Annotated in this window: 25 protein-coding genes; 9 read left to right on the top strand and 16 right to left on the bottom strand. The window is 44.6% G+C overall.

Annotation, left to right across the window (positions count from 1 at the left end):
- Positions 1-216: 216 nt before the first annotated feature.
- Genes R2S67_RS09030 through R2S67_RS09020 form a run of 3 tightly spaced genes read left to right on the top strand, consistent with a single transcriptional unit; the run spans position 217 to position 2578 of the window.
- Entirely contained in the window at positions 217-597 is a 381-nt protein-coding gene (locus R2S67_RS09030; RefSeq protein WP_005397224.1) for a RidA family protein, read from the top strand.
- A 15-nt stretch (positions 598-612) separates the two neighbouring features.
- On the top strand, positions 613-1890 hold the full coding sequence (locus R2S67_RS09025; RefSeq protein WP_256935650.1) for a serine dehydratase subunit alpha family protein: 1278 nt from the start codon (positions 613-615) through the stop codon (positions 1888-1890).
- 28 nt (positions 1891-1918) lie between these two features.
- Positions 1919-2578, top strand: coding sequence for a transcriptional regulator (locus R2S67_RS09020; RefSeq protein WP_005397228.1), 660 nt, complete (start codon positions 1919-1921; stop codon positions 2576-2578).
- Positions 2579-2596: 18 nt separating this feature from the next.
- On the opposite strand, the gene R2S67_RS09015 is transcribed toward R2S67_RS09020, so the two are convergent.
- Both R2S67_RS09015 and R2S67_RS09010 read right to left on the bottom strand, forming a co-directional pair.
- Positions 2597-2845 (bottom strand): YkgJ family cysteine cluster protein, encoded by a 249-nt coding sequence (locus tag R2S67_RS09015; protein WP_025574470.1) that lies wholly within the window; start codon positions 2843-2845, stop codon positions 2597-2599.
- A gap of 127 nt (positions 2846-2972) precedes the next feature.
- On the bottom strand, positions 2973-3221 hold the full coding sequence (locus R2S67_RS09010) for a GlsB/YeaQ/YmgE family stress response membrane protein (protein WP_005397239.1): 249 nt from the start codon (positions 3219-3221) through the stop codon (positions 2973-2975).
- Positions 3222-3409: 188 nt separating this feature from the next.
- Here R2S67_RS09010 and R2S67_RS09005 point away from each other — a divergent pair, with 188 nt between their 5' ends.
- Entirely contained in the window at positions 3410-3850 is a 441-nt protein-coding gene (locus R2S67_RS09005) for a YcgN family cysteine cluster protein (RefSeq protein ID WP_074191653.1), read from the top strand.
- 271 nt (positions 3851-4121) lie between these two features.
- Positions 4122-5720: a mechanosensitive ion channel family protein gene (locus R2S67_RS09000; RefSeq protein WP_005397241.1), complete on the top strand. Its 1599-nt coding sequence runs from the start codon at positions 4122-4124 to the stop codon at positions 5718-5720.
- Between the two features lie 69 nt (positions 5721-5789).
- Here the strand turns inward: R2S67_RS09000 and R2S67_RS08995 are convergent, their stop codons facing one another.
- The 10 genes from R2S67_RS08995 to gap all read right to left on the bottom strand — a co-directional run bounded on the left by R2S67_RS08995 (position 5790) and on the right by gap (position 15902).
- Complete coding sequence (locus R2S67_RS08995) at positions 5790-6074, bottom strand: putative quinol monooxygenase (protein WP_005397243.1); 285 nt, start codon at positions 6072-6074, stop codon at positions 5790-5792.
- A gap of 17 nt (positions 6075-6091) precedes the next feature.
- Positions 6092-6487 carry a VOC family protein gene (locus R2S67_RS08990; protein WP_005397245.1) on the bottom strand — a complete coding sequence of 132 codons (396 nt, stop codon included), beginning with the start codon at positions 6485-6487 and terminating at the stop codon, positions 6092-6094.
- Between the two features lie 151 nt (positions 6488-6638).
- Positions 6639-6938, bottom strand: coding sequence for a ribbon-helix-helix domain-containing protein (locus tag R2S67_RS08985; protein ID WP_031780613.1), 300 nt, complete (start codon positions 6936-6938; stop codon positions 6639-6641).
- A gap of 136 nt (positions 6939-7074) precedes the next feature.
- The gene (locus R2S67_RS08980; RefSeq protein ID WP_053808796.1) at positions 7075-8652 is read right to left on the bottom strand and encodes an alkaline phosphatase; all 1578 of its coding nucleotides are present in this window, start codon (positions 8650-8652) and stop codon (positions 7075-7077) included.
- Positions 8653-9049: 397 nt separating this feature from the next.
- Positions 9050-9409: a hypothetical protein gene (locus R2S67_RS08975; protein WP_005397250.1), complete on the bottom strand. Its 360-nt coding sequence runs from the start codon at positions 9407-9409 to the stop codon at positions 9050-9052.
- Positions 9410-9658: 249 nt separating this feature from the next.
- Positions 9659-10606, bottom strand: coding sequence for a ChaN family lipoprotein (locus tag R2S67_RS08970; RefSeq protein ID WP_317343363.1), 948 nt, complete (start codon positions 10604-10606; stop codon positions 9659-9661).
- A 97-nt stretch (positions 10607-10703) separates the two neighbouring features.
- Entirely contained in the window at positions 10704-11531 is an 828-nt protein-coding gene (gene rlmA / locus R2S67_RS08965; RefSeq protein WP_317343362.1) for a 23S rRNA (guanine(745)-N(1))-methyltransferase, read from the bottom strand.
- A gap of 96 nt (positions 11532-11627) precedes the next feature.
- Positions 11628-13664, bottom strand: coding sequence for a methyl-accepting chemotaxis protein (locus R2S67_RS08960; protein WP_317343361.1), 2037 nt, complete (start codon positions 13662-13664; stop codon positions 11628-11630).
- A gap of 199 nt (positions 13665-13863) precedes the next feature.
- Positions 13864-14748, bottom strand: a complete 885-nt coding sequence (locus tag R2S67_RS08955) for a D-hexose-6-phosphate mutarotase (protein WP_012841555.1) — start codon at positions 14746-14748, stop codon at positions 13864-13866.
- A 158-nt stretch (positions 14749-14906) separates the two neighbouring features.
- Positions 14907-15902: a type I glyceraldehyde-3-phosphate dehydrogenase gene (gene gap / locus R2S67_RS08950; protein ID WP_012841556.1), complete on the bottom strand. Its 996-nt coding sequence runs from the start codon at positions 15900-15902 to the stop codon at positions 14907-14909.
- Between the two features lie 337 nt (positions 15903-16239).
- Between gap and msrB the strand changes: the two genes are divergently transcribed.
- Entirely contained in the window at positions 16240-16650 is a 411-nt protein-coding gene (gene msrB, locus R2S67_RS08945) for a peptide-methionine (R)-S-oxide reductase MsrB (RefSeq protein ID WP_005396508.1), read from the top strand.
- A gap of 115 nt (positions 16651-16765) precedes the next feature.
- On the opposite strand, the gene R2S67_RS08940 is transcribed toward msrB, so the two are convergent.
- Positions 16766-17587, bottom strand: a complete 822-nt coding sequence (locus tag R2S67_RS08940; protein ID WP_114323307.1) for a DUF2989 domain-containing protein — start codon at positions 17585-17587, stop codon at positions 16766-16768.
- 101 nt (positions 17588-17688) lie between these two features.
- Here R2S67_RS08940 and R2S67_RS08935 point away from each other — a divergent pair, with 101 nt between their 5' ends.
- On the top strand, positions 17689-17973 hold the full coding sequence (locus R2S67_RS08935; protein ID WP_005380700.1) for a YeaC family protein: 285 nt from the start codon (positions 17689-17691) through the stop codon (positions 17971-17973).
- Between the two features lie 105 nt (positions 17974-18078).
- On the opposite strand, the gene ansA is transcribed toward R2S67_RS08935, so the two are convergent.
- On the bottom strand, positions 18079-19092 hold the full coding sequence (ansA, locus tag R2S67_RS08930) for an asparaginase (protein WP_046874512.1): 1014 nt from the start codon (positions 19090-19092) through the stop codon (positions 18079-18081).
- Positions 19093-19256: 164 nt separating this feature from the next.
- The gene (gene sppA, locus R2S67_RS08925; RefSeq protein ID WP_012841560.1) at positions 19257-21107 is read right to left on the bottom strand and encodes a signal peptide peptidase SppA; all 1851 of its coding nucleotides are present in this window, start codon (positions 21105-21107) and stop codon (positions 19257-19259) included.
- Positions 21108-21331: 224 nt separating this feature from the next.
- Here sppA and R2S67_RS08920 point away from each other — a divergent pair, with 224 nt between their 5' ends.
- The gene (locus R2S67_RS08920) at positions 21332-23344 is read left to right on the top strand and encodes an NADPH-dependent 2,4-dienoyl-CoA reductase (RefSeq protein ID WP_065645046.1); all 2013 of its coding nucleotides are present in this window, start codon (positions 21332-21334) and stop codon (positions 23342-23344) included.
- A gap of 59 nt (positions 23345-23403) precedes the next feature.
- On the opposite strand, the gene R2S67_RS08915 is transcribed toward R2S67_RS08920, so the two are convergent.
- Positions 23404-24720 carry an MFS transporter gene (locus R2S67_RS08915; RefSeq protein WP_317343355.1) on the bottom strand — a complete coding sequence of 439 codons (1317 nt, stop codon included), beginning with the start codon at positions 24718-24720 and terminating at the stop codon, positions 23404-23406.
- A gap of 173 nt (positions 24721-24893) precedes the next feature.
- Here R2S67_RS08915 and R2S67_RS08910 point away from each other — a divergent pair, with 173 nt between their 5' ends.
- Entirely contained in the window at positions 24894-25442 is a 549-nt protein-coding gene (locus R2S67_RS08910) for an NAD(P)H nitroreductase (protein ID WP_005396515.1), read from the top strand.
- The last annotated feature ends 73 nt before the right edge of the window (positions 25443-25515 follow it).

The raw sequence follows: 25515 nt of genomic DNA, 5'->3' as shown, positions 1-25515 counted from the left end.
AATTTAATTGAGAAAATGTATATCACCAATTCTTTTGTGGAAAATTCAGATAAATTTGAGATCTTGGCGAGGAAGTTCAAATAAATTGGAGTTTTTAACGAATTTTGTGATCTGATCTAGTTGTTTGATTCATATTTAATTGAAAAAATAACGCTAATACGGAAGTTAAATTAGAAACTTCTTAATAAAAAATAAAATTTATGTGAGGATTTAAAAATGAAAAAATTGATTTCATCTGAACACGCGCCTGCTGCTATCGGACCTTATTCACATGGCACTAGCTATGGCGATTTGATTTTTACTTCTGGCCAATTACCCGTTGATAAGGCAACAGGAAAAGTCGTTGAAGGCGGCATCAGTGCACAAAGTCATCAATCTCTTACTAACTTGAAGCACGTTTTAGAGGCTGGTGGTGGCAGTATCGATACTGTTTTAAAAACAACGTGTTACCTATCGAATATTAATGACTTTGCCGAGTTTAACAAGGTCTACGCAGAGTTTTTCCAACAAGATTGTCCGGCACGCAGTTGCTTCGCAGTGAAAGATTTACCTCTTGGCGTGTTAATTGAAGTCGAAGCGATTGCTCATAAAAAGTAATACGGAGAACAGAGCATGAACCAGCAATGGACACAATATATCCAAATCATTAAGCAAGTCGTGAAACCTGCATTAGGATGTACAGAACCCATTGCTGCTGCGTACGCGGCAGCAGTTGCTAGAAAAGAGTTGGGCGCATCCGATATTGATGCGATAGAGGTGCGTGTTTCAGACAACCTATTTAAAAACTCGATGGGTGTTTTCGTACCCGGAACGGGCAAGATAGGCCTCAAAATTGCCGCCTCAGTTGGTGCATTAGCCGGTGACCCAACAGCAGAACTGGAAGTGTTGGCTCGGATTAATGAGCAGGATGTCGCTGCTGCGCAACAATTGATAGATGAAGAGCGAGTAACCATAGCGCGTATGGATACGCAAGAATTCATTTATTGCAACGTAACGCTCACCTCTGGTGACGATGTTGTTTCGGTCACGATCAGTGGCGGTCACACCAACATTCTTCAGATCATGCGTAATGGCGACGTGATTTTTGATGCCCCATCACAGCAACGCGTTGCGACCGCTTCCGTTTGTGAAGGTGTGGATATTTCGATCAAACAAATCTATGAGTTTGCCACTCAAGCGCCTTTTGAAGAGATCAAGTTCATTCTCCAAGCTGCAGAGCTTAATACCTTGTTGGCTCAAGAGGGTATCGACCGAGGTTACGGCCTAGAAATTGGACGCACGCTAAAAGGCAACATCGAGCAAGGCTTATTGGGCAATGACTTAATGAGTCGCATACAGATGATGACATCCGCGGCGTCTGATGCTCGCATGGGAGGGGCGACGTTGCCAGCCATGAGCAATTTCGGCAGTGGTAACCAAGGTATCGCTGCCACAATGCCAGTTGTAGTTGCCGCAGAAGCATTTCAAAACGACGAAGAACAGCTGGCTCGCGCGTTGATCATGAGTCATTTAGGGGCTATTTACATCAAATCTTATTACCCACCGTTATCCGCATTTTGTGGCAACACTGTTACCAGTGCGGCGGCATCTATGGCGCTGGTGTATTTAGCTGGTGGTACATTCGAGCAATCATGCTACGCCATTCAAAACGTCATCAGCGACAGTTCAGGTATGGTGTGCGATGGTGCGAAGTCCTCTTGTGCGATGAAAGTGTGTACTTCATCGACAACGGCGGTGCGCTCATATTTGATGGCGATGGGTAACCACAGTGTTAAGAATCAAGGTATAGTAGGCGAAGAAGTTGAGCAAACGATAAGAAATGTTGGCTCAATGGTTCGTTTCGGTATGCCGTATACTGACAAATCTATTATCGATATTATGTCGGCCTAACCTCCAGTTTTTGCTAAGGGAAGTAACATTGCTACTAAAGAAACTCACCAAGAGTGATCTCGATATTTTGAACTCTATGAAAAACGTCGTGGATGGCATTGCACGTATGTATGGTGAACACACTGAAGTGGTTCTCCACAGCTTAGATGCCGAAGCGCCGGAAATCATCAAAATCGCAAATGGGCACGTGACGGAACGCAGTGAAGGTGCCCCAATTACCAACTTAGCGAGAATGAAGTTAAGAGAGGGCAAGGACGTTTCTGATTCGTACTTGACGAAAACGTCGAACGGAAAGACCTTGCACTCCATTACGACAATTGTCAGAAATCCAAAAAACAAACCGATTGGTTTGCTGTGTATCAACGTGGATATGGATGCACCGATGCAGGCATTTTTAAAGGCAATGCTGCCTCAGCAACACACCGAGTGTTGTGTTGGTGGCGCTCGATCACCAGAAACGTTTGCGCGTAATATCGATGAAACCATCATCAGCACGATAGAAACCGTACAAACAGAAGTGTGGGAAAATGAAGCCATTGCGCCTTCTAAACGTAACCGTGAACTGGTGACGCGACTGCACGGCTTAGGCATTTTTAAATACAAAGATGCTGTTTTAATGGTTGCAAACCATCTTGGCATCTCGCGCGATACCATCTACTTGTACTTACGAGAGCTTGGTAACGACTAAACGGGGGCTCTGAATAGATTAAGTAAGTTGCTCTAGCTCAGTGATGTTGTCGAGCGCTTCTTGGTTGGTTTTGCCACACACAACCGGACACGGTTTAAAATCGTGACAAACGTTAGGGCGCTCAGGCTTACCAAACAGCTTACACAAATTATCATCGTTGAGTTGTACGCAACGAACACCTGCTGGTTTGCCCTTGGGCATTCCAGGTATCGGTGAAGAGATACTTGGCGCAATACAGCAAGCTCCGCATCCTAATCGACAATCCATAATGTAAACCTCTTAAAAATTGAGGGGGCAATTATGGTCATTTTGACGTGGATTGGAAGAGTCGCCTAAGAAAAAATAAAAAGGAGCACTCAATAGAGTGCTCCTTTTGGCTTCTAAACCGTTGTGATCATCTCAAGAAGCGGTTGTAAACAAACAGCAGAATAAATGCGCCTAGCGTTGCGGTGATGATGCTACCGATATTTACGCCAGTTGCCCCGCCGAAACCCAGAATACCGCCAAGAAAGCCGCCGACAAACGCCCCAGCAATACCGAGTAGCATTGTCGCAATCCAGCCACCCCCATCTTTTCCTGGCATGAGCCATTTTGCGAGTGCACCGGCGATTAAGCCCAAAATAATCCAAGAAATAATACCCATGAAAACTCCTTAATGCCTTCTTGATCAATTGAGTAATGGAAACTCGTTTAAGGATAGAACAGTAAAGCGAAAGTAGTTGAATATCTCTACTGTTATGTGTGAATGATTCGAGATCTTCTCAAAACTTGAACTTTTGCGTCGAGAGGGGTATAAATCGCCCCCTAAATTCCCTTGGTGAGACCTGAAGTATGAGCACTCCATTTTGGCAAAGTAAATCGTTAGAGCAGATGACAGAAGAGGAATGGGAATCTCTCTGTGATGGTTGTGGTAAATGTTGCCTGCATAAGCTAATGGACGAAGATACCGACGAAATCTATTACACCAATGTGGCCTGTAGCTGGCTAAATAGCAAAACGTGTTCTTGTAAGGATTACCCAAATCGTTTTACTTCGGGTGAAGAGTGCACCAAGCTGACGCGCGAAGACATCGACGATTTTACTTGGCTGCCGCATACGTGCGCTTATCGCCTGTTGGCTGAAAAGCAGCCTTTACCAGAATGGCATCCGTTGATTACGGGCTCGAAATCTGCGATGCACGCGGCGGGCGAAAGTGTCCGCAATAAAGTGGTATACGAGATTGATGTGGTGGATTGGGAAGACCACATTCTGAATCACCCCAGTCGCCCGTAGTTAAATGTAAACAAGCCTTTCATCTAATAATGAAAGGCTTGTTTGTTATTGGGTTTCTCAACTTTGACGCCTAACTAACGAAATGCTGCTCAGTTTATTATTTAGTGTTGTAAACTTAGGTATATAATTTCAAGGCTTTACACTTCTATTTTTGGTCGTTTTGATCAGAATTGTTCCCTAAGAGGTAAACATGACGTTTCATTTCCCCCAGAAAATACGCCTGACATCTTGGGTGGCATTATTCACGCTCATCCTCGGTATGATGGCCCCTATGGTCATCAATGCGAAAGATATTCAGGATACGCCAGAGCCCTCTGCTGCCGAAACTTCTATTGATAACTTGAATCGAGAAATTGTGGATTTATCCCAAGGTCTCTCGCAAGCGAGTGGTGATGAGCGCGACGCGCTTCAACTACAGCTGTTCCAAAAAAATGAAGAGTTAAGAAGTCAGTTAGCATCAGCGATTGAACGTGAAACTATCCCTCGTGACAAATTGATCTCCTTGGTTAAAAAGCAGGAAAAATACTCTGAGGACGCCACGAACTATCTGTCGGAAAAAATAAAGAAAGTCGTTGAAGATTTAAATAAAGCCAAGGATGAAGAGAAACTTGCTCTTGTTAATGATTACCGAGAGTTACAGCATTACCTCGATGTCAGCTTCGATTCAAGTTGGCAAAACCTTGCTTGGCTGAAAGAGTTAGGGGCTCAAAATGAGCGCGCAGAAGCGGAACTAAAGGATAAAGTTGATAAACGTATGCGTTTGCTGTCTGCCTCAATTGAGTACTTGAGCCAGCAAAGTGAAATCATCGGCTCTCAACTTTCGTCAAGCCCTGAATCGGAAAAAGCGTCACTGCAGCTAAGTCAGCTTATTACTAAACAAAGACTGAATATTGCGACGGAAAGCCTACGCAATTTAATTTCGATTGGCGATAAAGTCGGTTTAGAAACGTCCGAATACAAACGCCAAATTTTCGAAGTGACAGGGAATATCACCCACGACTTGCTGAATACCAAAGTAGTGTGGTCAATACTGAGCCATTGGTCCAACTCTGCACTAGACTGGTTTGCCGAAAATGCGCCGCAGCACATTTTCCAGTTGTTTGTATTTGCGCTGATTTTATTGATAGCTCGTGGGCTTGCGAAGTTAACGCGCAAAGTGGTCAGCAAGGCGGTTTCATCGAAAAACTTAAAACTCTCACACTTGATGCAGGACTTCTTTATCTCAATGTCCGGCAAATTCGTGTGGGTGATTGGTATCATGGTGGGCCTATCTCAGCTCGGATTGAACCTAGCACCGATCCTAACCGGTTTTGGTATTGCTGGTGTGATTATCGGCTTCGCCTTACAAGACACCTTGTCCAACTTCGCGGCGGGTATGATGTTGCTTATTTACCGCCCATTTGATGTTGGTGACTTTGTGTATGCTGGTGGCGTGGATGGTAAGGTAAGCCATATGAGCTTGGTGAACACCACAATCCGTACGTTTGATAACCAAATTATTATTGTACCTAACAGTAAAATTTGGGGAGATGTCATTAAGAACGTCACACACGAGCGCATTCGCCGTGTGGATATGGTGTTTGGCATTGGCTATGCGGATGACTTGCTGAAAGCCGAGTCAGTGCTGTCTGATATCATTACTTCTCACCCTGCAGTACTTCGTACACCAGAGCCGATGATCAAAGTGCATACGTTAAACACATCATCTGTAGACTTTATTGTTCGTCCTTGGGTAAAAACTGATGATTATTGGGACGTGTATTGGGATGTAACAAAAGAAGTGAAACTGCGCTTTGACCGAGAAGGCATTTCGATTCCTTTCCCACAACAAGATGTGCATTTGCACATGGTAGAGAAGCAAGACGCGTAATCACAGCCACAACAGTACGAAAAGGCACTCTAGTAAAGAGTGCCTTTTTATTTGCATTAAGCGGTGTTTTTACAGTTCGTTAAAGAACGCCAATTTCGGTTCGCATTCTAACAAGTTGTCGATTTGGCTAATCAAAAGAGAAAAGTGTTCTGTTTTACCATGAAGATCGAACGCTTGTTGGTCTTTAAATTGCTCTTGAAAAACGAAGTGGCACGCATTGTCTTTATCTTGGAATAACTGATAACGAACACAACCTTCCTCATTGCGAGTGGGTTCAAGTGCTCGGGTGAGCACTGCTTTCAGTTCTTGTTCTTTTCCCGGTTGTGCCTGAAAGGTAGCAGTCAAGTGAATCATGATGTTTACTCTTTTTGTTATAGGTAACGCCCTTGGCGTTGTAAGAACTCAATTTTGTAACCATCAGGATCAGTCACAAAAAAGAACGTTGCCAAATGCTTTTGTTGGTGATCAAAAGCTTTGATGTCACCCGCTTCAATACCGAGAGATTTAATGCGTTTGTGAGTTTGTTCGATGTCTTCTACGCTGACAGCAAGGTGACCGTAGCCTGAGCCGTGAGTGTAAGGCTCAGTTTGATCGTGATTGTGTGTTAGCTCTAATTCAAAGCCAGTTTCTTCGTTAGCTAGATAGGTCAGAGAAAAACCATCAAAGATGTATTGGTCTTTGATTTCTAGCTCAAGTACGTCGCGGTAAAATTGTAGAGAACGGTCCAGATCGCTGACTCGGATCATGGTGTGAATCATTTTTGTCATGGGTACTCCTTGATAGTCCGCATAGGTTAGCGAGTTCAAAAGGAGTCTGGGTAGTACTCTAGTACGACAAATTAGAACATGCTCAATGGCTTACAACTCTGTTGCATAGCTTATGAAGGTTATTGGTAGGTTGGTCAGCGGTTGGTTGTTATTAAGTGTTTAGTTGTGTCAGTGCTTGACGAATCGTCTCTTTAGGCTGGCGAGCGTAAGTGAGACAGGCGCAGCGGAGTAGGGAGGCAAAGTTGTTTACTTCACCATTGTATTCGAGCGCTTCTTGATAGACCGTACTAATAAACTTAGGAACAGTCATGTTTTGAGCGTTAGCAATTTCCTCAAGAATCGTCCAAAAGCTCGCTTCAAGTTTTACACTTGTGGCGTGACCATCAATACGGATAGAGCGGGTGATGAACTGATAGTTGTCTTGGGGCTGCTTAGCAAATATTTCGCACATTTTCTTCATTCATATAATCAAAGACCTATAATTATTGAGGTTTATTGTTTAAAACGTCAACTATTTTCATGTATAAAAAAACGCTCCCTTACGAGAGCGTTTGAACATCACGAGTCGTGAAGTAAGTGCAAGCCGATTATTTGATTTGTTGCTTTAAGTACTCACCTAACTGAGAGTGGTGCATGATTTTTGATACCGGAAGGATAGTTTCTGCCGGCCCCCAAGCAAATACGTTGACTGGGGTATGCGTATGAGTACCCGTTCCCCATACTGTGTTTTGCTTTGTTGCATGTTCACGCGCTAGCAAGTTGCCACGGTCGTTGTAAGGAAAGAACGCATCAAAGTCATTGATTGTAGGAACGTTCTCTTCGCTTAAGTATTTGTGTCCAGCGAGTCGGTATGGATTTGGTTTACTTGCTAATACGCGTTCAGCTTGCTCAGGCGTAATCGAAAAATCGCTATTTGCGTTCACGATTTCCGCAAACTTCTCTGGTGTTTGAGCTTTCTTATCAAGCGCTTGGAATTCGCTGATCATGCCGTAGTAACTTTTCTTTTGGTTGTATAAACCATCAAGGATCTCGAACTGACCAAAGTTGAAGTTTGGCGCGTAATCTTGATTTTTGAATGCTTCGCCGTCGCGTTTTTGCGGTTTAGGCAAGTTTGCTGATGAGTAACTAAAGCCGAAAGAACCGGTCTCGTGGTCAGCGGTAACAATGATCAGTGTGTCATCACGGCCTTTTGCCCACTCATAAACCGAGTCTACCGCTTCGTCGAATTTGATCATTTCATGCAGCATCGTACCCGCATCGTTACTGTGGCCAGCCCAGTCAATTTGACCGCCTTCAACCATTAAGAAAAAGCCGTCTTTGTCTTTTGAAAGGATGTCGATCGCTTTGGTGGTCATTTCTTTCAGTGATGGCTGCGTACGTTTTGGATCGTTTTTGCTTTGACTGTAGGCAATACCATCGTTCATGCCCGAGTAAGCAAAAAGTCCAAGTAATTTGTCACCTTTAGCTTGTGTGAGCATATCGCGGCTGAAAGCCAGGTTGTAACCTTGGTCTTGCGCCTCAGTAAGCAAGTTGCGCTCATCTTTACGTTTCGACTTTAGGTAGACATTACCTTCAGTGAGCTTTTCAAGTTGCTCGTATGTCTCTCCCTTGTCGTTTGTCGACTTTGGAATCCAATGACGAAGTCCGCCAGACATCATCACGTCAACGCCAGTTTCTAGCATGTCCGCCGCAATACTGTTTTCTAGAGAACGGTGTGGTTGATGAGCGGCAAATGCGGCTGGCGTTGCATGAGTCATACGTGTATCAGAGACGAGACCCGTAGCCTTACCTTTGCTTTTGGCTTTTTCCAAAATGGTTTCAACGTGGTTGCCTTGGCTATCAATGCCAATGACTTCAGAAGCGGTAGGTATTCCTGTTGCTAGCATCGTTGCGGAGCACGCAGAGTCGACGACAATCGCGTCTTCTGGATTAGTCAGTGATGATCCAATCACACCTTCTTGAGCGAGTTTATACAAAGCGGTAGTTTCGCCTTGGTAAATCGAGTTAGGTGCGTGTTTGGCGTAGGTCTCTAGTAGACCAACTTGTTGAGGCCCCATGCCATCGCCGATCATCAAAATAACGTTTTTGATTTCGGCCGAGAGTGCATTAAAAGAGAGGGTTGATGCTGCCACTGCGGTAACGATTGGAGATACTAAGCGCTTCATTATATTTTCCTTGTTTATTAAAAGCGCTGGCATTAAAACAATGATTTATGACGATTTTGTGTCGGTAATAAAAGTTTAACTAAATTGTCGTCTTTGCTTGGGTTTGTAGAAAAAGTGAATCAACCTCTAACGTTTGTGAATTTAGAAAGAAGAAAGCCCACAAACGTGGGCTTGGATTACGCTTAGGAGTTGAAAGCATGGACTAAAGTTATCCATTCAGTGCCTTCACAAGAAACCTAGTTTAGGGAGCAATAAACGAGTATGCGTTCTAAGGTCATAAGAGCGGTCGAATTGAGGAGTATATAACCTACGTTTACGACATATCGTTCTTTGACGTATCAAATTATGGGCTGCAGTTAGTGATTTATTCAAATAGGATTTATTGTCGTAACGATTATTAGACCAACGCTAATATGATGCCACCGACAGTGAGGGCTGCAGAAAGGTATTGACCCGCAGAGTATGAGCCGTCTTCTTCTTCCTCGATTTTGTCAGGGTGATCCATGCCAAGTGCGCCATGTGTAAAGGATTCCACTTTTTCACCAACAGATTTATCTTCTGCTTCTACTCTCTTACTGTCGTGTTCGATTTGCTGCAGAGCGGCGAGGAGCGCTTTGCCCTCCGTAGACAGTGTCACCTTATTGTGTTCGACTTTTAGCGGCGAAGCGTTGCCTTCCTCTTGTGCAATACTTGTTTGCTTAGAGGCGACAGATTGTTTGGCATAGTTATTAACAGAAGTGCTTCCTACTGGATTCATCGAATACTCCTTGGAACATCGACACTCGGTCACTGAGTGCGGTAAAAAGCAGTTATATTACTATCGGCGGCAAAGTCTATTTCTGAAGCTATTTGGATAAAAACAGGTCTGCTTTTGCCGCTTCTGGTTTATATTCGTGATCATTAGCAAAAAATAGACCAGCAGGAAGCAGACCGTTGTCATTCTATGAACTCGGAGCAGTGTGATGCTACGCGCAACTAAAAGGCAGTAACTTAAATTGAAGACCAGCTACTTACATTGAAGGTCGCTATTGCGCTTAGTGAGGTGTTGATATGCCGCCATGCGGTGAGCATCTTGTACATACCGTACTGGTGGTGCAAGAACCTCTAACTGATAATCAGTATTATCAGCAAGCACATTATCTGTTGGGCTAATTACAACCACTTTTAAGCTCGGATTGCGGCTTAAGATGGATGCAGCCGTACCCAACCCTTGCTCGGTGTGAAACTTGCCCGCAACATGGAGAACCTGAGCGCCTGGGTTGTCGTCTAGGTAGCTAACGATAGATTCCGCCATAGTTTCATCCCAAGTAACTTGAGCTGCAAACTGTTTTTCCGTCTGCTCTGGCTTACCGTGATGCATGGATGCCATGAACTTTTCTTTGTACGGACTACTACCAGTGTTGATGGCTTGTGCAATGAACATCCGCTGATCATCATCGAGCTTGTTAATGTAATCTAGCCCTTGTCGACCAATACATCGGACAATGCCCTTTGGTGCATTCGCTGCAATCACCGGGAGATTTTTCTGCTTAGCAAACTCAACGAGAGGGCGATAGTCGCTCTCATAATTGGGCCAAGCATTGGCTTGTTTCATCAAGTACTGTTCACCGATTTCCCCACGCAGGTAAGCGTCAACAACAGGTTGTTTGTCGCGGGTAAATTGTTCCATTGATAACGCGAGTGGGCGGCCATAAGATGAAAGTTGTTTGAGCATATCGGTTTGAAAGCGATGAACGCCAGCATGTGTGTGCCATTCACCAATAAGAATGACATCTGCTTGTTGCAGCTCTTTTGGTAGTTCGCTTAGAGCGATGTGCTCGCCAGAAGGGGTGTAAAGTTGGTAGTCGTAAAAAGTAGTGACTTCCGCAGAGGTAGGGTGAGAGTTGGTTGATGGAACAGAAGAACAACCAGTAAGTAAGCCAGCAAAGAGCAAGCTTAAAATAGAAAAGCGCATTGAAAAGCCTCCAAAAATGTCCGGATGATATTAATGGAGGCTGAGCAATGAATCAATATAAATGATAACTATTTGCGTTTGTTGCCTGCCACTATTATTACTGAGTGGACTTTTTGCGATATACGCGTAGCATAAAATCAGCCTCACATTGATAGAGTGTAGCGGACTTCAACTCTTCACGAAGTGCATCGGTTGCTTTCCATGCGAATGGCGTCATTTGCAATAAATCGAATGCGGCCCCGTCCTTCAAATTCATAACATAGTTAAGATGTTGTTGATGCTCTAATTCATATCCTTCAATATGTTCTGGCTCTTCACTGTGAAGACGAACATCTTGATAAATGCGTTCACGTAGTTGATATAAGTGACTGCTTGCAGGTGTCACCGTGATGACCACACCGTTCTCTTTTACAACGCGCTGAAGCTCTTCTGCCTTGCAAGGGGCATAAATGCGCAAAATAGCATCTAAGGATTCATTCGCGAAAGGAAGCCGATGGCTAGAAGCGACGCTAAAGTGACACTGTGTGTAGCGCTTCGCCGCATAACGAATCGCAACTTTTGAAATGTCCAATCCATATATCGTCGCATCGTCCGTTTGCGTTTGTATCGTTTTCTGCACTTGATCCGTGTAGTAACCCTCGCCGCAACCAATATCTAATAATTGATGATCGGTTCCCTCTGTGTATTTCGCACACAGGTGCGCAACCTCTTGGCGCATTGGGTTGTAGTAATTCCCCTCAAGGAATCGACGACGAGCTTGCATCATCTCTTTATTGTCACCAGGATCTTTAGAACGTTTGTGGTGCGCTGGCATCAAGTTAACGTAGCCTTCTTTTGCTAAGTCAAACTGATGATTGTTTTCGCACTTAAACGTTTTTTCATTTAACGCTAGAGCTTGGTGGCATAAAGGGCATTGATAGTTCATGACGATCTCGAACAGAAAGTAGGGCGGCAAATTCTATCAAAAAGCGTGGTCTCAAGTGAAACAAAAAGAGCCGATGGAATCGGCTCATATTCAGTATTAGTGGAAGAAGTCGACTTGCTCTTTCAAGTTCCGAGCTTGTTGTTGCAGTTCAATGGCACTTTGCGAGGTTTTCGCGCTGGTGTCGCGGCTTTCTCGGTTTAGCTCACTGATAGAATGGGCGTTTGCAGCAATTTCTTGGGATACTTGCGCTTGCTCTTCTGAGGTCGCAGCAATGGCGTCGGCTTGAGACGCTATCGACTGGACTTGTACTGCGATAGCTTCTAATGCTGTACCCGCGTCTTGTGCTTTGTCTAAGACCTGATTGGCACTGCGTTGGCTGTCAGTCATCATATTAACTGCATTATGAGTAGAGCCTTTTAGCTTCTCAATAATTTCAACTACATCCTGAACTGAGCTTTGTGTACGGTGCGCAAGTGTGCGCACTTCATCTGCTACAACTGCGAAGCCACGACCTTGCTCACCTGCTCGTGCGGCTTCAATGGCTGCATTCAACGCAAGTAGGTTGGTTTGCTCTGCAATCTCATCAATCATCTTCGTGACGGTTTGAATACTCTCACTATCGCGATTGACTTGCTCGATAGCCGCTGCTGATTGATCTAACTGATCGTTGAGTTGAGCAACATCGATACATACGCCTTCAACAATCGCGAGACCAGATTGACTATCGGTATTCGCTGAGCGTACGTTTTCCGCAATACTTTCGACTTGTTGGGCAACCGATTGAGCAGAAGAGGCCATCTCTTCGATTGCTGTTACCACTTGTTCTACTTCTTCTTGTTGGCGGTCAGCTTGCGTTAAATTGCTATGGGCATCATTGGCAACGCTGGTGGAGTTGCTCTCTACTAAGTCGCTTGTGGAACGGATCTTACCAACAAGTTCATTGAGTTGACTTGCCATGCTGGCGACACCCGTATTCAGGTTCGTAATTTCATTTTTTGATGCCTTACGAGACGATGGGACGTTCAAGTTGACCTCGCCGCCCGCCAAGCGAGTCATATAGGAGTTTAGAACGGTCAGAGGTTGTAAGCTGCGATTCAAGAAAAGTGTCAGTACAACAAAAGTAATGATTGCCGCTACCGAAGAAATGATGGCGATAAGTTTGAGTAGTGTATCACTGCCTTTGGTTACTTCTTTGATGAACGTACCACCCAGTAGTTTCCAGTTCCAGCCTGGTACTTCGGTAAACACTAAGTACTTTTCGCCGACTGTTGAGCCGAATTGGTAAGGGTAGAGAATTAATCCGCTCTTTTGTTCAAAAATTTTATGGAAAGGCTTGTTACCCTCGTAGTCACGAACTTCTGTGATTGAAGGGTCGGTTGCACTTTTGGTCGGATGGAGTAGGTACTTACCAAGATTGTTGTCGTCGTTGTCGACAATGATGGTATAGCCAGTATCGCCCCATTTAATCTCTTCTAGCGCATCGAATAGCGTTTGTGTTGCTTGATCTACGGGCAAACCAATAAACGATAACCCTGCAACTTTTCCTGTAGCATCTTTAATTGGAGAGTAATAGGTAATGTAGCGTTCGCCGTACAACTTTATTTGAGCGTAATATGGCTGACCAGCTTTTAGTTGCTGATAACCTGGGTGGTCGAGACCTAGCGTGGTTCCCACTGCTCGTTGACCTTGAGGATCTTTTAGTGAGGTAGATACACGGATAAAGTCATCTCCCAAAGGCGCGAATAAAGTCGCGATAGCACCGGTATCACGTGTGAAGCTATCGACCAGCTTTGTGTCGTTAATTAAGCTTTCACTGTATTGAGTGATGTTTGGTATTTCATGACCCATGAAATCAACGGTATAGTTTTCGACATAAACACCGGCAAGGTAACCATTACGAAAAGTGGACTCGAGCACTTTAGCGGTATGCAGATAAGCATCGAATTGGCCAGCAATGGTTTTAGCCATCGACTCTACTTTAGATTGGTGCTCTTTAAGGGTGCTTTCCAATAGAACATCGGAAGCGTTACGGTAAACAAGCGCAGCAATACTGCTGAAAGCAATGAATAGACACAAAGTGATAACCAGCTTTAACTGGAATCCGACACTTTGATTTCGGTATCTCTCTAACATAGATCAGTTCCTGATATTTTTATTATTTATGAGTTTTGTATCGGCATGCTATCGGTTTATATGATCGAATTTTTTGATATTTATTAATGAAATAGTCAAAAGTGACTAATAACCAATAAGTTAGTTGAGAGAGGACCATCTAAGTGGGGCTTTTATTACAAAAAAGGCCGGGTATCCCCGACCTTTGAGCTGGTTACAACTACTGCACTGAAATTACAGTGACAAGTTCATGAGTCTCACCTGGCTGGAGCGTTTTACCTTGCTCGATACTTGGAGCGTGAACAGTAGACTCAACACACAGCATGGTTTGGTAACCATCGTCAGCCATATCTGCCATACCTTGTGCACCTTCTGCCCAAGGGTTCCAAAGTACCGCGGAGTTATGACCATGGTTTTCCACGCTTAATGTACGATTCAGTTCCGGATCTTTTACCAAAATTTTCGCTTCTGGTTGCGTGTAAACGCGATCAATGGTGTCAGTGAGTTGCAGAACATCACCACCTTGGCATACCGCATCAGCCTTCAAGCTATCAATGTACTCGGCACCCATGCCTGTCGTTTGTGCTTGCTTAATGTCTCCAACGTTTAGGTAAGTATGTAACGCGCCAGAGAAGGTCCAAGCTTCGTCATCGATGTTCATGACTTTGAGTGTCACTTTTAGCTCATCGCCAACTTCAACCACCAAACGAGCGTCAAACATATGTGGCCAAATATCGTGGATTTCTTCTGTCGGGAACAGAGCAAGTTCAACAATCACGCCGTTATCGTTCTCGCGATGTTCAACCAGCTCCCATTCAGCAGTACGTGCGAAACCATGAGCCGGTGCTGCAATACGCCCAAACCATGGCCAGCAAACGGGAATGCCGCCTCGCAGGGCTTTTTTCCCGTCGAAAATCGCCTTCTCGCTCATCCAAATCAAATCTTCATGACCAGCAGGAGTGAACGAAACAACGTGACCACCATGTAAGGAGATGCCTGCTGTCGCTTTCTCATGAATAACACGTACTACTTTGACCTGATCAATTTCAACGACAGTAACGTTATCAGATAACACGGTTAGAGCTGGGAGAGTTTTTAAATCCATGTGCTGTTTCCTATCATTGGGGAAAATAGGGTTTCGACATCCGTCGCAAATACAATGCAACAGCGCCGAGGTATTCTCTCAAATTCCAGATACAAAAAAGGCGACTCTAGAGCCGCCTTTTCTTTAACGAAGTTATTCGCTAATTGCTAACTATCTAATTACTTAGAGATGTGAGCGATTAGGTCTAGAACTTTGTTTGAGTAACCGATTTCGTTGTCGTACCAAGATACAACTTTAACGAAGTTATCAGTTAGAGCGATACCAGCTTTAGCATCGAATACAGAAGTTTGAACTTCACCGATGAAGTCTTGAGATACTACTGCATCTTCAGTGTAACCTAGAACACCTTTTAGCTCGCCTTCAGAAGCTTCTTTCATTGCTGCACAGATAGCTTCGTAAGATGCGCCTTCTTTTAGGTTAACTGTTAGGTCAACTACAGAAACGTTAGCTGTCGGTACGCGGAAAGCCATACCAGTTAGTTTGCCGTTTAGTTCTGGAAGAACAACGCCTACAGCTTTAGCAGCACCAGTTGAAGATGGGATGATGTTCTGAGAAGCACCACGACCACCGCGCCAGTCTTTAGCAGAAGGACCGTCTACAGTTTTTTGAGTTGCTGTAGTAGCGTGAACTGTAGTCATAAGACCAGATTCGATACCGAACTTGTCGTTAAGAACTTTAGCGATAGGCGCTAGACAGTTAGTAGTACAAGAAGCGTTAGAAACGATGTCTTGACCAGCGTAAGTCGCGTGGTTAACGCCCATTACGAACATTGGAGTAGCGTCTTTTGAAGGACCAGTTAGAACAACTTTCTTCGCGCCAGCTTCGATGTGCTTACGTGCAGTCTCGTCAGTTAGGAAAAGACCAGTTGCTTCTGCAACAACGTCAACACCGATTTCGTCCCACTTAAGGTCCGCTGGGTTGCGCTCTGCAGTAACACGTACAGTTTTACCGTTAACGATTAGGTTACCGCCTTCAACTTCAACAGTACCGTTGAAACGGCCGTGAGTTGAGTCGTACTTAAGCATATATGCCATGTAATCTACGTCGATAAGGTCGTTGATACCTACAACTTCGATGTCAGCACGCTCTTGCGCTGCACGGAATACGAAACGACCGATACGGCCAAAACCGTTAATACCTACTTTGATAGTCATTATAGTTGCTCCACAACTTAATTTCTGATTAAAGATAACTGGTAGTAAAATTACAGAATCCAGTAAACATCTGCAAGTGATAATCGGACTTAACTTGTTTAAAGTCAAAAAAAAGCGACGCTTTTTTTAACAATTCTTCGCAAATGTTCGTTTTTTAAACTTTTAACTGATTCTTCTGTAGTCCAGTTGGCGTAATATAACTGGTGAGATAAGTGCTCTTATCAAATTAATTACGCATGGTGTCCTGGTGAGAAAGTATGTGCTACAACTGTTAAGAGAAGCAAGTTTTTTGCTAAAAAAGTCAATACCAAAAACAGTAAAGAAGGAGCAGAAAGTCGTGGAACAAAACGGGAAAAAAGTGGCGAAGTCAGATGAGCAGTGGCGTGAGCAACTTTCTGAAGAAGAGTTTCGTGTCTGCCGAGAGCAAGGTACAGAACCGCCTTTCAGCGGTAAACTACTGCATAATAAAGAGACGGGTGTTTATGCTTGTACCTGTTGCAATGCCCCTCTCTTTGTCTCTGATAACAAGTATGACTCTGGCTGTGGTTGGCCAAGTTTTGATGCGCCCATCAATGATCAAGCGGTGCGCTATTTAGAAGATCTGAGTCACGGAATGGTACGTACAGAGATTCGTTGTGCCACATGTGATAGCCATCTAGGGCACGTTTTTGAAGATGGCCCACAGACCACGGGTGAGCGTTTTTGTGTTAATTCAGTGTCGTTAATTTTCAACAAATCAGAACAATAACGACAAAATTGTGCTCGATAGTGTTTTATCCTTTCAATACGATTTGTTGTAAGTAGAAAACAGAGTGTAGTTTGACCCAAAGAAAAACTCCCGCCAATTGCGGGAGTTTTTTCGTTTATATCTCTTTGGGTATCATTGCTGGAGAGTAGTTTCCTCTCTCTATGGCTTTTGCCACCGATTCAGCTAATTCATCTAGCTGCTGATATTGCTCTGCATGACTAAAATTAAACATACGCTTGAGCTGCTTTTCATCAGCAAGCGGGACGTCGAATCTTTTTGCAACCATTGCCCACAGATACGCGCGCTCTTTTTCTCCAAGCCCTTGATGAATGCTTGCCATTGATTTGAGAATGATCGGATTAAGGTTGTCTTCATCCGATAAAGACAACGCTTTATTCAGCAGTATTAACGTTTTCTTGGCATCTCGATTAGTATAGAAAGTAGCTAATGCATATTGCATCTCAGCAGTATTTAACTTGGGTGAGCCTTCCATTTGTAAAAATGCGCGACGAGCTTGGATGTCACCCGTTTGAGACCACAAAAAATACAAAGTAGCCGGGTCTTCTGAGCCTTTTAACTCGTTTACGATGCGTTCTAGCTCATCAATACTGTGTACCAAAGCGTTAAAACGCTGTCTCTTGAGAGCACTTTGATCAATAGGTGTGATCTGAGAGGCGAGTTCTAAGCATTTTCTATATTCAGCGACCAGACCGTATTCGATGATTTGGTTGGCTTCTGATGGTTTTTTCAATTGCTCAAACCGATGCCATACTAAATTTGTTCTGGGAACTCGACATTGCCCGTCATCCATATTGAGCTGTTTGCAGCGCAGCTCTGGTGTTTTTTGGCACAACTCTTCGGTTGTCACGTTACCTTCGAAACAGCCCGTTAGTGCGAGACTTGTGAGGCTGAGAAGTAACCAGTGTGTTCTTTTCATGGCTTTGCTTGTGATCCGTTACACCAATTCATTTTCGTATTCTTGACTCAGTTTCTTAACCCGTTATGTTCTGTAAATAGAATGTAATAAGAAGGTACATTATGGACGCAGAACAACTATTACAAGCGATGACTCCAGAAGTTTATGATCGCTTAGTCTATGCAGTAGAAACGGGAAGATGGCCTGAGGGTACAACACTTTCTAAAGAGCAGCGAGATTCGTGTATGCAAGCTGTGATGTTGTATCAATCAAAACATAATACTGATGCGCAGCATATGACGGTTGCAGCCGGCGGTGAAATCAGCTTTAAATCGAAGCAAGAACTTAAAAAACAATTTAGCGGAGAAGAGAGCGACATTGTTCGTGTCAATCCGAACATTGATTAAGTGAACCTTTGATTTTTATAGGGTTCCCTTTACCGCTACTACTTTGACTTTAAAAGAAAAAAGCCCAATCTCTATTGGGCTTTTTAGATCGTAGTAAGCTTGAATTTACAGGCTCATCTCACCACGCAGTACTTGCTGCATTCTCTCTTTCACTTCTTCGTAAGAAAGGTTTTGGCTTAGAAGGTAATGCAGTTTTGCTAGTGCCGCTTCTGGCGTCATGTCAAAGCCGCTGATAACTCCAGAGTCTGCCAGTGCACAACCCGTGGCGTAGCCGCCCATATTCACTTTGCCTGCCAAACATTGAGTTAGGTTTACGACAATAACGCCGCGCTCAGAGGCCTCTTTAAGGTGACCCAGTAGCTCAGGGTTTTGAGGCGCGTTGCCCACACCAAAAGTCAACAGAATCATCGCATTTACAGGCTGACGAAGCGTATTACGAATAACTTCATGTGATATACCAGGATACATAGTGATCACGCCGATTGGCTGTGGTGTAATGTTGTGAACCTTAAATTCACCTTCTGGTTGTGCACCAACGGTTACGCTGTTACTTACTTGAATATTGATCCCAGCTTCCAGTAGTGGAGGAAGGTTTGGTGAAGTAAAGGCATTAAAACCGTCAGCATGAGATTTTGTGCTGCGGTTACCACGCATCAACTGATTATTGAAGAACAAAGTCACTTCGTTGATCGGGTAGTTTGCGGCAATATGCAGAGCATTCAATAGGTTTGCTTGACCGTCAGAACGCAGCTCCGCAAGAGGGATCTGTGAACCCGTAACAATCACTGGCTTGCCAAGGTTTTCAAGCATGAAAGACAATGCAGATGCTGTGTATGCCATGGTGTCAGTACCATGTAGGATGACGAAACCATCGTATTTGTCATAGTTGTCACGAATATCATCCGCAATCTGCTGCCAGTCGGCAGGCGTCATATCTGATGAGTCAATCAGAGGATCGTATTCGTGGATAGTGTAATCCGGCATTTCAGGACGGTGAAACTCTGGCATGCTTGCTAGTTGCTTTTCCATAAAGCCAGCAACAGGCACATAGCCGTGATCCGATTTTTGCATTCCGATGGTGCCACCGGTGTAAGCGATGTAGATGTGTTTTCTAGTCATCGTTTTTTCTTTCATGTAGGGGAACAGAGGCGGGGATTATATACCTAAATAACCTTGAGATGCGAGGCTATGCGCACAGCATCGGAAAGTCATCTGAGGAGATGTTGAGCGTAATAAAAAGGGCACCTCAAGTAGAGATACCCTTTGTAATATTAATGAAAAAGCTACTGCACTTGGCAGTTCAAACAAAATGCGTATTGACCTTTAGGATCGTTAAAGCTTTGTAGCAAGCTTGCGTCTTGTTCAAACTGTTGAGCTACGGGTTGAAGACTTTTTGGTAGCAAGCTGGTTGCATCAATACCTAGAGAGACTTTCACCTGTTTCATGAACTCTTGTAAAAATAGTTCAGTGGGAGAAAGCGGTTCTTCTACCCAGTAAATGCCGTAATCGGTCACATTCGCCAGTTTCGCCGCTAGTTCTACGGCATCATCAAAGTCACCCATTTGGTCAACAAGACCAAAGGATAGGGCGTCTTGTCCTGTCCAAACTCGACCTTGAGCGACGTTGTCGACTTCCTCTAGAGACATATCGCGATTCTCGCCAACCAAAGAAATAAAGCGCTTATAACCGTGCTCGATACCTAATTGGAATACTTGAGACGCGCCGTCAGAAAGGCCAGTGGTAATACCGTCACCAGAGAACGGCGATGTGCCAACGCCATCAGTATTAATGCCTAACTTGCTAAAGCCTTTTTCAAACGTGGTGATGACACTAAAAATACCAATGGAACCCGTCAGTGTTGTTGGCTGAGCAACGATCTTGTCTGCGCTCATTGAAATCCAATAACCACCAGAAGCGGCTAAACTCGACATGGATACAACAACTGGCTTGCCTGCTTGTTTCAGTGCTTCTACTTCGTTGCGAATCACTTCAGAGGCAAAGGCACTACCCCCAGGGCTATCTACTCGCAACACGACCGCTTTCACCTTTTCATCATTGCGTGCTTGACGCAACAAGCTTGCGACGGTGTCACCTCCGACAGTACCACGAGGTTGTTGACCATCCATAATCGCGCCACTGGCTAGAACAACGGCGATATCGTGCTGAGGTAGTGTGTAATCAGGGCGAATCGTTGCAAGGTAGTCGTAGTAACCAATCGCGTTGTAGCTGTCTTTGCCGTCACTACCAAACTGCTTTGCAAATAGAGTGCGAATGTCTTGGCGTGTCGCGAGTTCATCAACCAAGCCCAGTTTAACCGCGAGCTGAGCAAGATCACCGTCCACTGACTTCATTTCGTCAATCAGCTCATCCATGGTTGGGTTAAGCACTTTCGCATCAATATTTCGGTTTGTTGTTACGTCATCAACAAAAGCACTCCACAATTGAGTAACCCAACGTGTTGCAGACTCTTTCGCCGCATCGGACATGTCATCACGAATAAACGGTTCGATAGCGGATTTATAAGTACCTACGCGAAAAACATGAGTAGAAACATCAAGCTTTTCCAATAACGTTTTATAGTACATTGAATAGGCACTGTAACCTTTAATCAATACGCCGCCATCAGGTGCCAGGTAAACTTTATCAGCGTAACTTGCCAAGTAATATTGGCTTTGGTTGTAAAAATCACCTACGGCGTAAACGGGTTTACCTGACGCTTTAAATTCGTTCAACGCTTTCGCGATGTAACGTAATTTCGTGAGATTTGTTTCTGGCATGTCTCGCAGTGCTAGCACTAATCCAGACACTTTAGGATCGTCTTTCGCGTAGCGAATAGTATCAACGATATCGAAAAGGACGTTTTCTTTCGGTAACTCATTGCCCAAAAGGGAGCCAGCAAAAGAGTCCATTGGGTTTACATAACGTCTTTGTTCGACAATCGGACCTGAAAGGTTCATCACCAATGCCGACTCTTTTTCGACGACGGGTTGACCGTCTCCGGTATAAGTAAAAGCAAAGTAGAAAACGGCAATCATCAGCAAGAAGATCAGGTTTGCCAGTGCGAGTCTGATAAAGGTGATGCTCTTCCATATCCCTTTAAATATCAAACCAATAAATTTGAAGAGTTTTTTCATCTTGTCTCCATAACGAGATAGTTACGCCGAGTCTAACAAAGTATGGGTTCTTATCTCTAAGATCTCAAAAGATAACATTTTTTTAGCTTATCACGACCACTCAACAATTGGCATATTTTCACGCGAGATTGATCGGTGTTACAAAAATGTAAACGCTTGTTTGATTTTTTGGTTGAGCGGGCTTAATCTGGTCAGACCATGATAATAACAATGGATGTTAAGTGATGTCTGCCATGTACCCAAACCTATTAAAGCCACTGGATCTCGGTTTTACACAATTACGAAACCGAGTCCTGATGGGATCAATGCACACGGGCTTAGAAGAGCACAAAGAAGGATTACAGAAGCTCGCGGCTTTCTATGAAGAACGCGTGAAAGGCGGTGTTGGACTGATTGTAACCGGAGGTTTTTCTCCGAACTTACGCGGTCGTTTGCACCCGTTGAGTGCTGAGTTCAGCAAACCAAAGCATGCTAAGGCCCACAAAGTTGTGACAGAAGCGGTGCACAAGCACGGTGGCAAAATTGCCCTACAAATTCTCCATGCTGGGCGTTATGCCATGCATCCATTCTCGCAAAGTGCGTCTGGCATTAAAGCGCCAATTGCAAAGTTTGCTCCGAGTGAAATGAGCGACCGCCAGATTAAGAAAACCATTGATGCCTTTGCGAACAGCGCTGAGTTAGCCCAGCTTGCTGGTTATGATGGCGTCGAGTTAATGGGCTCGGAAGGTTACCTGATAAACCAATTCTTATGTAAGCGCACGAACATGCGTTACGACGAATGGGGTGGCAGTTACAAAAAACGTATGCGTTTTCCGCTAGAAATTGTCAAAGCGGTTCGTAAGGCGGTGGGCGACAAGTTCATCATAATTTTCCGTCTCTCTATGCTGGATCTTGTCGAGCAGGGCAGCACATTTGAAGACGTTATCGAATTGGCGAAAGCGCTTGAAGAGGCTGGCGTCACGATTATTAACACTGGCATTGGTTGGCACGAGGCTCGAATTCCGACCATTGCGACTCAAGTACCACGCGGTGCGTTTACGTGGGTTACGGAAAAAGTTAAACCTCACGTTTCGGTTCCTATCATCACTTGTAACCGAATAAATACGCCAGACGAAGCAGAACGTATTCTATCTTCTGGGCATGCCGATATGGTTTCGATGGCGCGCCCGTTCTTGGCTGATCCTTACTTTGTTGCTAAAGCCGAACAGGAAAAAGCGCAGCTTATCAATACGTGTATTGGTTGTAATCAGGCGTGTCTAGATAACGTGTTTAAAGGTAAGCGCGCCAGTTGCTTAGTGAATCCACTTGCGTGCTATGAAACCGAAATTGTTGTTGAACCAGCCTTTAAGAAGAAAAACATTGCCGTTGTTGGTGCAGGTCCGGCGGGCTTGGCTTGTGCGACCACACTGGCTGAACGTGGCCATAAGGTTGATTTGTTCGAAAAGAACGACCGCATCGGTGGTCAGTTCCGTCTTGCGATGCAGATCCCTGGTAAGGAGGAGTTTCGAGAGACGATACGATATTTCGCTAACCGTATTGATGAAACAGGCGTGAATCTGCACTTATCGACGGAAGCGAACTATGACTTACTCACAGAGTACGATGAGATAGTGATGGCATCGGGTGTTGAGCCACGTAAAGTCAATATTGATGGAATTGATAACCCAGAGAAAGTCGTCGACTATCAAACACTCATTCGAGACAAAACGCCAGTCGGTGAGAAAGTGGCTATCGTTGGTGCAGGTGGTATTGGCGTAGATGTCGCGACCATGCTCACAGAGCCAGTTGGACAAACGTTGGATGACTGGTTGCATGAATGGGGAATCGACAAAGAGATGTCCCAACCGGGTGGTTTATACCCTTACCCTGATGCGGTCAGCGATAAAGAAGTCTGGGTGCTTCAGCGTCGTAAAGGTCGTGTAGGTAAAGGTCCGGGTAAAACAACAGGTTGGATCCATAAACGTACCCTTGAAAAACGGGGCGTACATTTAGTCGGTGGCGTGTCTTACGATAAAATTGATGATCAAGGTTTGCACATTCATGTAGATGGAAAAGAACAATTATTGAACGCGGACAAAGTCGTCATTTGTGCGGGGCAAGAGTCTGTTCGTCCATTTGAAGATAAATGGTCTGAACTTGGAGAGAAGATTCATATCATTGGCGGAGCTGACCATGCGGGTGAACTTGATGCTGTGCGTGCGATTCGTCAAGGCGTTAAATTGGCGGTAAAACTCTAGTCTTTCAAGGTGTGTTTACTATGAAAGCTGCGCTTTGAGCGCAGCTTTTTTGTATAGAACTAGTCACTGATTTCTGGCAGTTGTTTGGCCATTACCACGCCAGAAAGAGTAATAAAAGAGAACACTAACACCACAGCTGAAAGGCTCAAAAAGTTCGACATGACACCAAGAGAACTCATTAGAAGCAGCATTATCCCAACCACCGTGTTACTCACGGCTACATAGCTTGTCCGTTTGTCACCTTCTGCGATATCAACTAAGTAGGTTTTTCGTCCGACTCGTATTCCGTCGTGGGCAATGCACACACAAAAGTAGAGCAGAGGAATCACGAATAGGAAGCTTTGGCTAGCGGTGACCCACGTATCGTAAACAAATAAAACAACGCCAAGTAGCGCGCTCATCGTTGCGCCGATGACCATCACACTGCGGCTAGAGCGATCGGACATTCTTCCCCAGAAAGGACCTGACACAAAGGAGGCCAAGCCACTCGCAAACATAAAGAGAGCTAGCACCCAGAGCTGTCCACCGAGAGATTGCTGTGCCAGCACAACGTAGTACGGTGCACTCAGCGCAGAACATAAAAATAGTGTCCGCGTGATAACGAATCGACGAAAGGTCACGTCTGTTTTAAGTAACGCGAGTTGTTTAAATGCCTCAAGGACGCCATTTCGACCACCGTCTACCTCACCGGCATACTCATTAATTCGTGCATAAACTAATGCCGCAATAAGCCATATGGCACCCGCTAACCCTAAACTCAGACTGTAAAAGCGCTCCGTCGGCTCTACGTCCCATAACCAGGCTAGTGCCAGAAGACTAGAAAAAAGTAGTGTAACAAGGCCAGCAGCGCTTGAAGACCAGCCGTTGACTTGACCTCGTTGGTTTTTAGGGATGGTTTTGCCCAACACATCTTTTGATGCGACGGAATTTAAACCGCGTGAGAGACTGAAGATCACAAGACATGCAATTACACCATAACCCGCAGCAGCTCCTGTCAGAGTTAATGCGACCACTCCGATTGCAAATATGGAAAGAGCCTGCAAGATGCTGCCAATTACCCAGACCCATTTTCTTACTGGAATGCGTCGGATGTAGTGCGCGATGCTAAGTTGTGGGATAAGGGAACCTGATTCACGAATAGGAACGAGCCAACCAATTAAGTAAACCGGTGCCCCGAGACTTTGTAGTATCCACGGCAACGTGACTTTGGGGTTGATTAACGCATCGCCGACCTTCGTTAAAAACTGAGCAAGAATGATTTTAAGAAAGTTGCCGGGAACTTGATGGCAAGCTGATTCAGGAATCGCCTTACAGGCACGGGCATCTTCGTCATTAACGATCTTTTCGTAAATGCTGTTTTGTTTATCCTTGTTCATCAACCTGCCTATGTTCAACTTATTCATTTCGCGAATAAATTAACATTAAATCGAGTTTGATGTTAAGTGAAGCACGTTATCAAGCCCACAGAAAACCGGTTGTTATTCGTAGGAACAGATTGTGCTAAAGTGGCGTAAACAAAATAGCAACGATATTCGATAAGGATTCTTTCATGGACGCTCTCGATCTTTTGCTCAATCGCCGATCTATCGCGAAGTTATCTGCGCCTGCACCAGAAGGTAAAGCACTTGAGAACATCATTCGTGCAGGCCTTCGTGCGCCTGACCATGCGGGATTAACCCCTTGGCGTTTCGTTATCGCACAGGGCGATGGTTTGAAAAAACTGTCAGATATCTTGGTAAAAGCCGCAGAAGCTGAAAATAGTGATGAAGCGGTGGTCGAAAAGGTGAAAAATGCGCCATTTCGTGCGCCAATGGTGATCACGGTGATTGCTAAAGTAACGGAACATGAGAAAGTGCCTGCACTAGAGCAACACTTATCTGCGGGATGTGCCGTACAATCCATGCAGATGGCAGCGGTAGCGCAAGGCTTTCAAGGATTTTGGCGCTCAGGTAAGTGGATGTTCCATCCAGAAGTTCATCAAGCGTTTGGTTTAGAAGGCGACGATGAGATTGTTGGTTTCTTGTACCTAGGTACGCCTGGTTGCACACCGATGAAAGTTCCTGAGCGTGACCTCTCTCAGTTTGTTGAATTTCTATAACTGAAAACTTAAACAAACTTGACTGTTTATTTATACAGTTTTTCTTGATTTATTAGGGCTACATTCGTTAATG

Origin of the sequence: Vibrio sp. T13N, assembly GCF_032970445.1 — a bacterium.
GTDB classification, from domain to species: domain Bacteria; phylum Pseudomonadota; class Gammaproteobacteria; order Enterobacterales; family Vibrionaceae; genus Vibrio; species Vibrio diabolicus.
The sequence above is the reverse complement of the archived record's forward strand: the minus strand, read 5'-3'. Positions and strand labels throughout refer to the sequence as shown.

Bases quoted from the DNA above. Each gene is read 5' to 3' on its own strand.
- R2S67_RS09030 (WP_005397224.1), top strand. From the start codon at position 217: ATGAAAAAATTGATTTCATCTGAACACGCGCCTGCTGCTATCGGACCT.
- R2S67_RS09025 (WP_256935650.1), top strand. From the start codon at position 613: ATGAACCAGCAATGGACACAATATATCCAAATCATTAAGCAAGTCGTG.
- R2S67_RS09015 (WP_025574470.1), bottom strand. From the start codon at position 2,845: ATGGATTGTCGATTAGGATGCGGAGCTTGCTGTATTGCGCCAAGTATC.
- R2S67_RS09010 (WP_005397239.1), bottom strand. From the start codon at position 3,221: ATGGGTATTATTTCTTGGATTATTTTGGGCTTAATCGCCGGTGCACTC.
- R2S67_RS09005 (WP_074191653.1), top strand. From the start codon at position 3,410: ATGAGCACTCCATTTTGGCAAAGTAAATCGTTAGAGCAGATGACAGAA.
- R2S67_RS09000 (WP_005397241.1), top strand. From the start codon at position 4,122: ATGGTCATCAATGCGAAAGATATTCAGGATACGCCAGAGCCCTCTGCT.
- R2S67_RS08995 (WP_005397243.1), bottom strand. From the start codon at position 6,074: ATGATTCACTTGACTGCTACCTTTCAGGCACAACCGGGAAAAGAACAA.
- R2S67_RS08990 (WP_005397245.1), bottom strand. From the start codon at position 6,487: ATGACAAAAATGATTCACACCATGATCCGAGTCAGCGATCTGGACCGT.
- R2S67_RS08985 (WP_031780613.1), bottom strand. From the start codon at position 6,938: ATGTGCGAAATATTTGCTAAGCAGCCCCAAGACAACTATCAGTTCATC.
- R2S67_RS08980 (WP_053808796.1), bottom strand. From the start codon at position 8,652: ATGAAGCGCTTAGTATCTCCAATCGTTACCGCAGTGGCAGCATCAACC.
- R2S67_RS08975 (WP_005397250.1), bottom strand. From the start codon at position 9,409: ATGAATCCAGTAGGAAGCACTTCTGTTAATAACTATGCCAAACAATCT.
- R2S67_RS08970 (WP_317343363.1), bottom strand. From the start codon at position 10,606: ATGCGCTTTTCTATTTTAAGCTTGCTCTTTGCTGGCTTACTTACTGGT.
- rlmA (WP_317343362.1), bottom strand. From the start codon at position 11,531: ATGAACTATCAATGCCCTTTATGCCACCAAGCTCTAGCGTTAAATGAA.
- R2S67_RS08960 (WP_317343361.1), bottom strand. From the start codon at position 13,664: ATGTTAGAGAGATACCGAAATCAAAGTGTCGGATTCCAGTTAAAGCTG.
- R2S67_RS08955 (WP_012841555.1), bottom strand. From the start codon at position 14,748: ATGGATTTAAAAACTCTCCCAGCTCTAACCGTGTTATCTGATAACGTT.
- gap (WP_012841556.1), bottom strand. From the start codon at position 15,902: ATGACTATCAAAGTAGGTATTAACGGTTTTGGCCGTATCGGTCGTTTC.
- R2S67_RS08940 (WP_114323307.1), bottom strand. From the start codon at position 17,587: ATGAAAAGAACACACTGGTTACTTCTCAGCCTCACAAGTCTCGCACTA.
- R2S67_RS08935 (WP_005380700.1), top strand. From the start codon at position 17,689: ATGGACGCAGAACAACTATTACAAGCGATGACTCCAGAAGTTTATGAT.
- ansA (WP_046874512.1), bottom strand. From the start codon at position 19,092: ATGACTAGAAAACACATCTACATCGCTTACACCGGTGGCACCATCGGA.
- sppA (WP_012841560.1), bottom strand. From the start codon at position 21,107: ATGAAAAAACTCTTCAAATTTATTGGTTTGATATTTAAAGGGATATGG.
- R2S67_RS08920 (WP_065645046.1), top strand. From the start codon at position 21,332: ATGTCTGCCATGTACCCAAACCTATTAAAGCCACTGGATCTCGGTTTT.
- R2S67_RS08915 (WP_317343355.1), bottom strand. From the start codon at position 24,720: ATGAACAAGGATAAACAAAACAGCATTTACGAAAAGATCGTTAATGAC.
- R2S67_RS08910 (WP_005396515.1), top strand. From the start codon at position 24,894: ATGGACGCTCTCGATCTTTTGCTCAATCGCCGATCTATCGCGAAGTTA.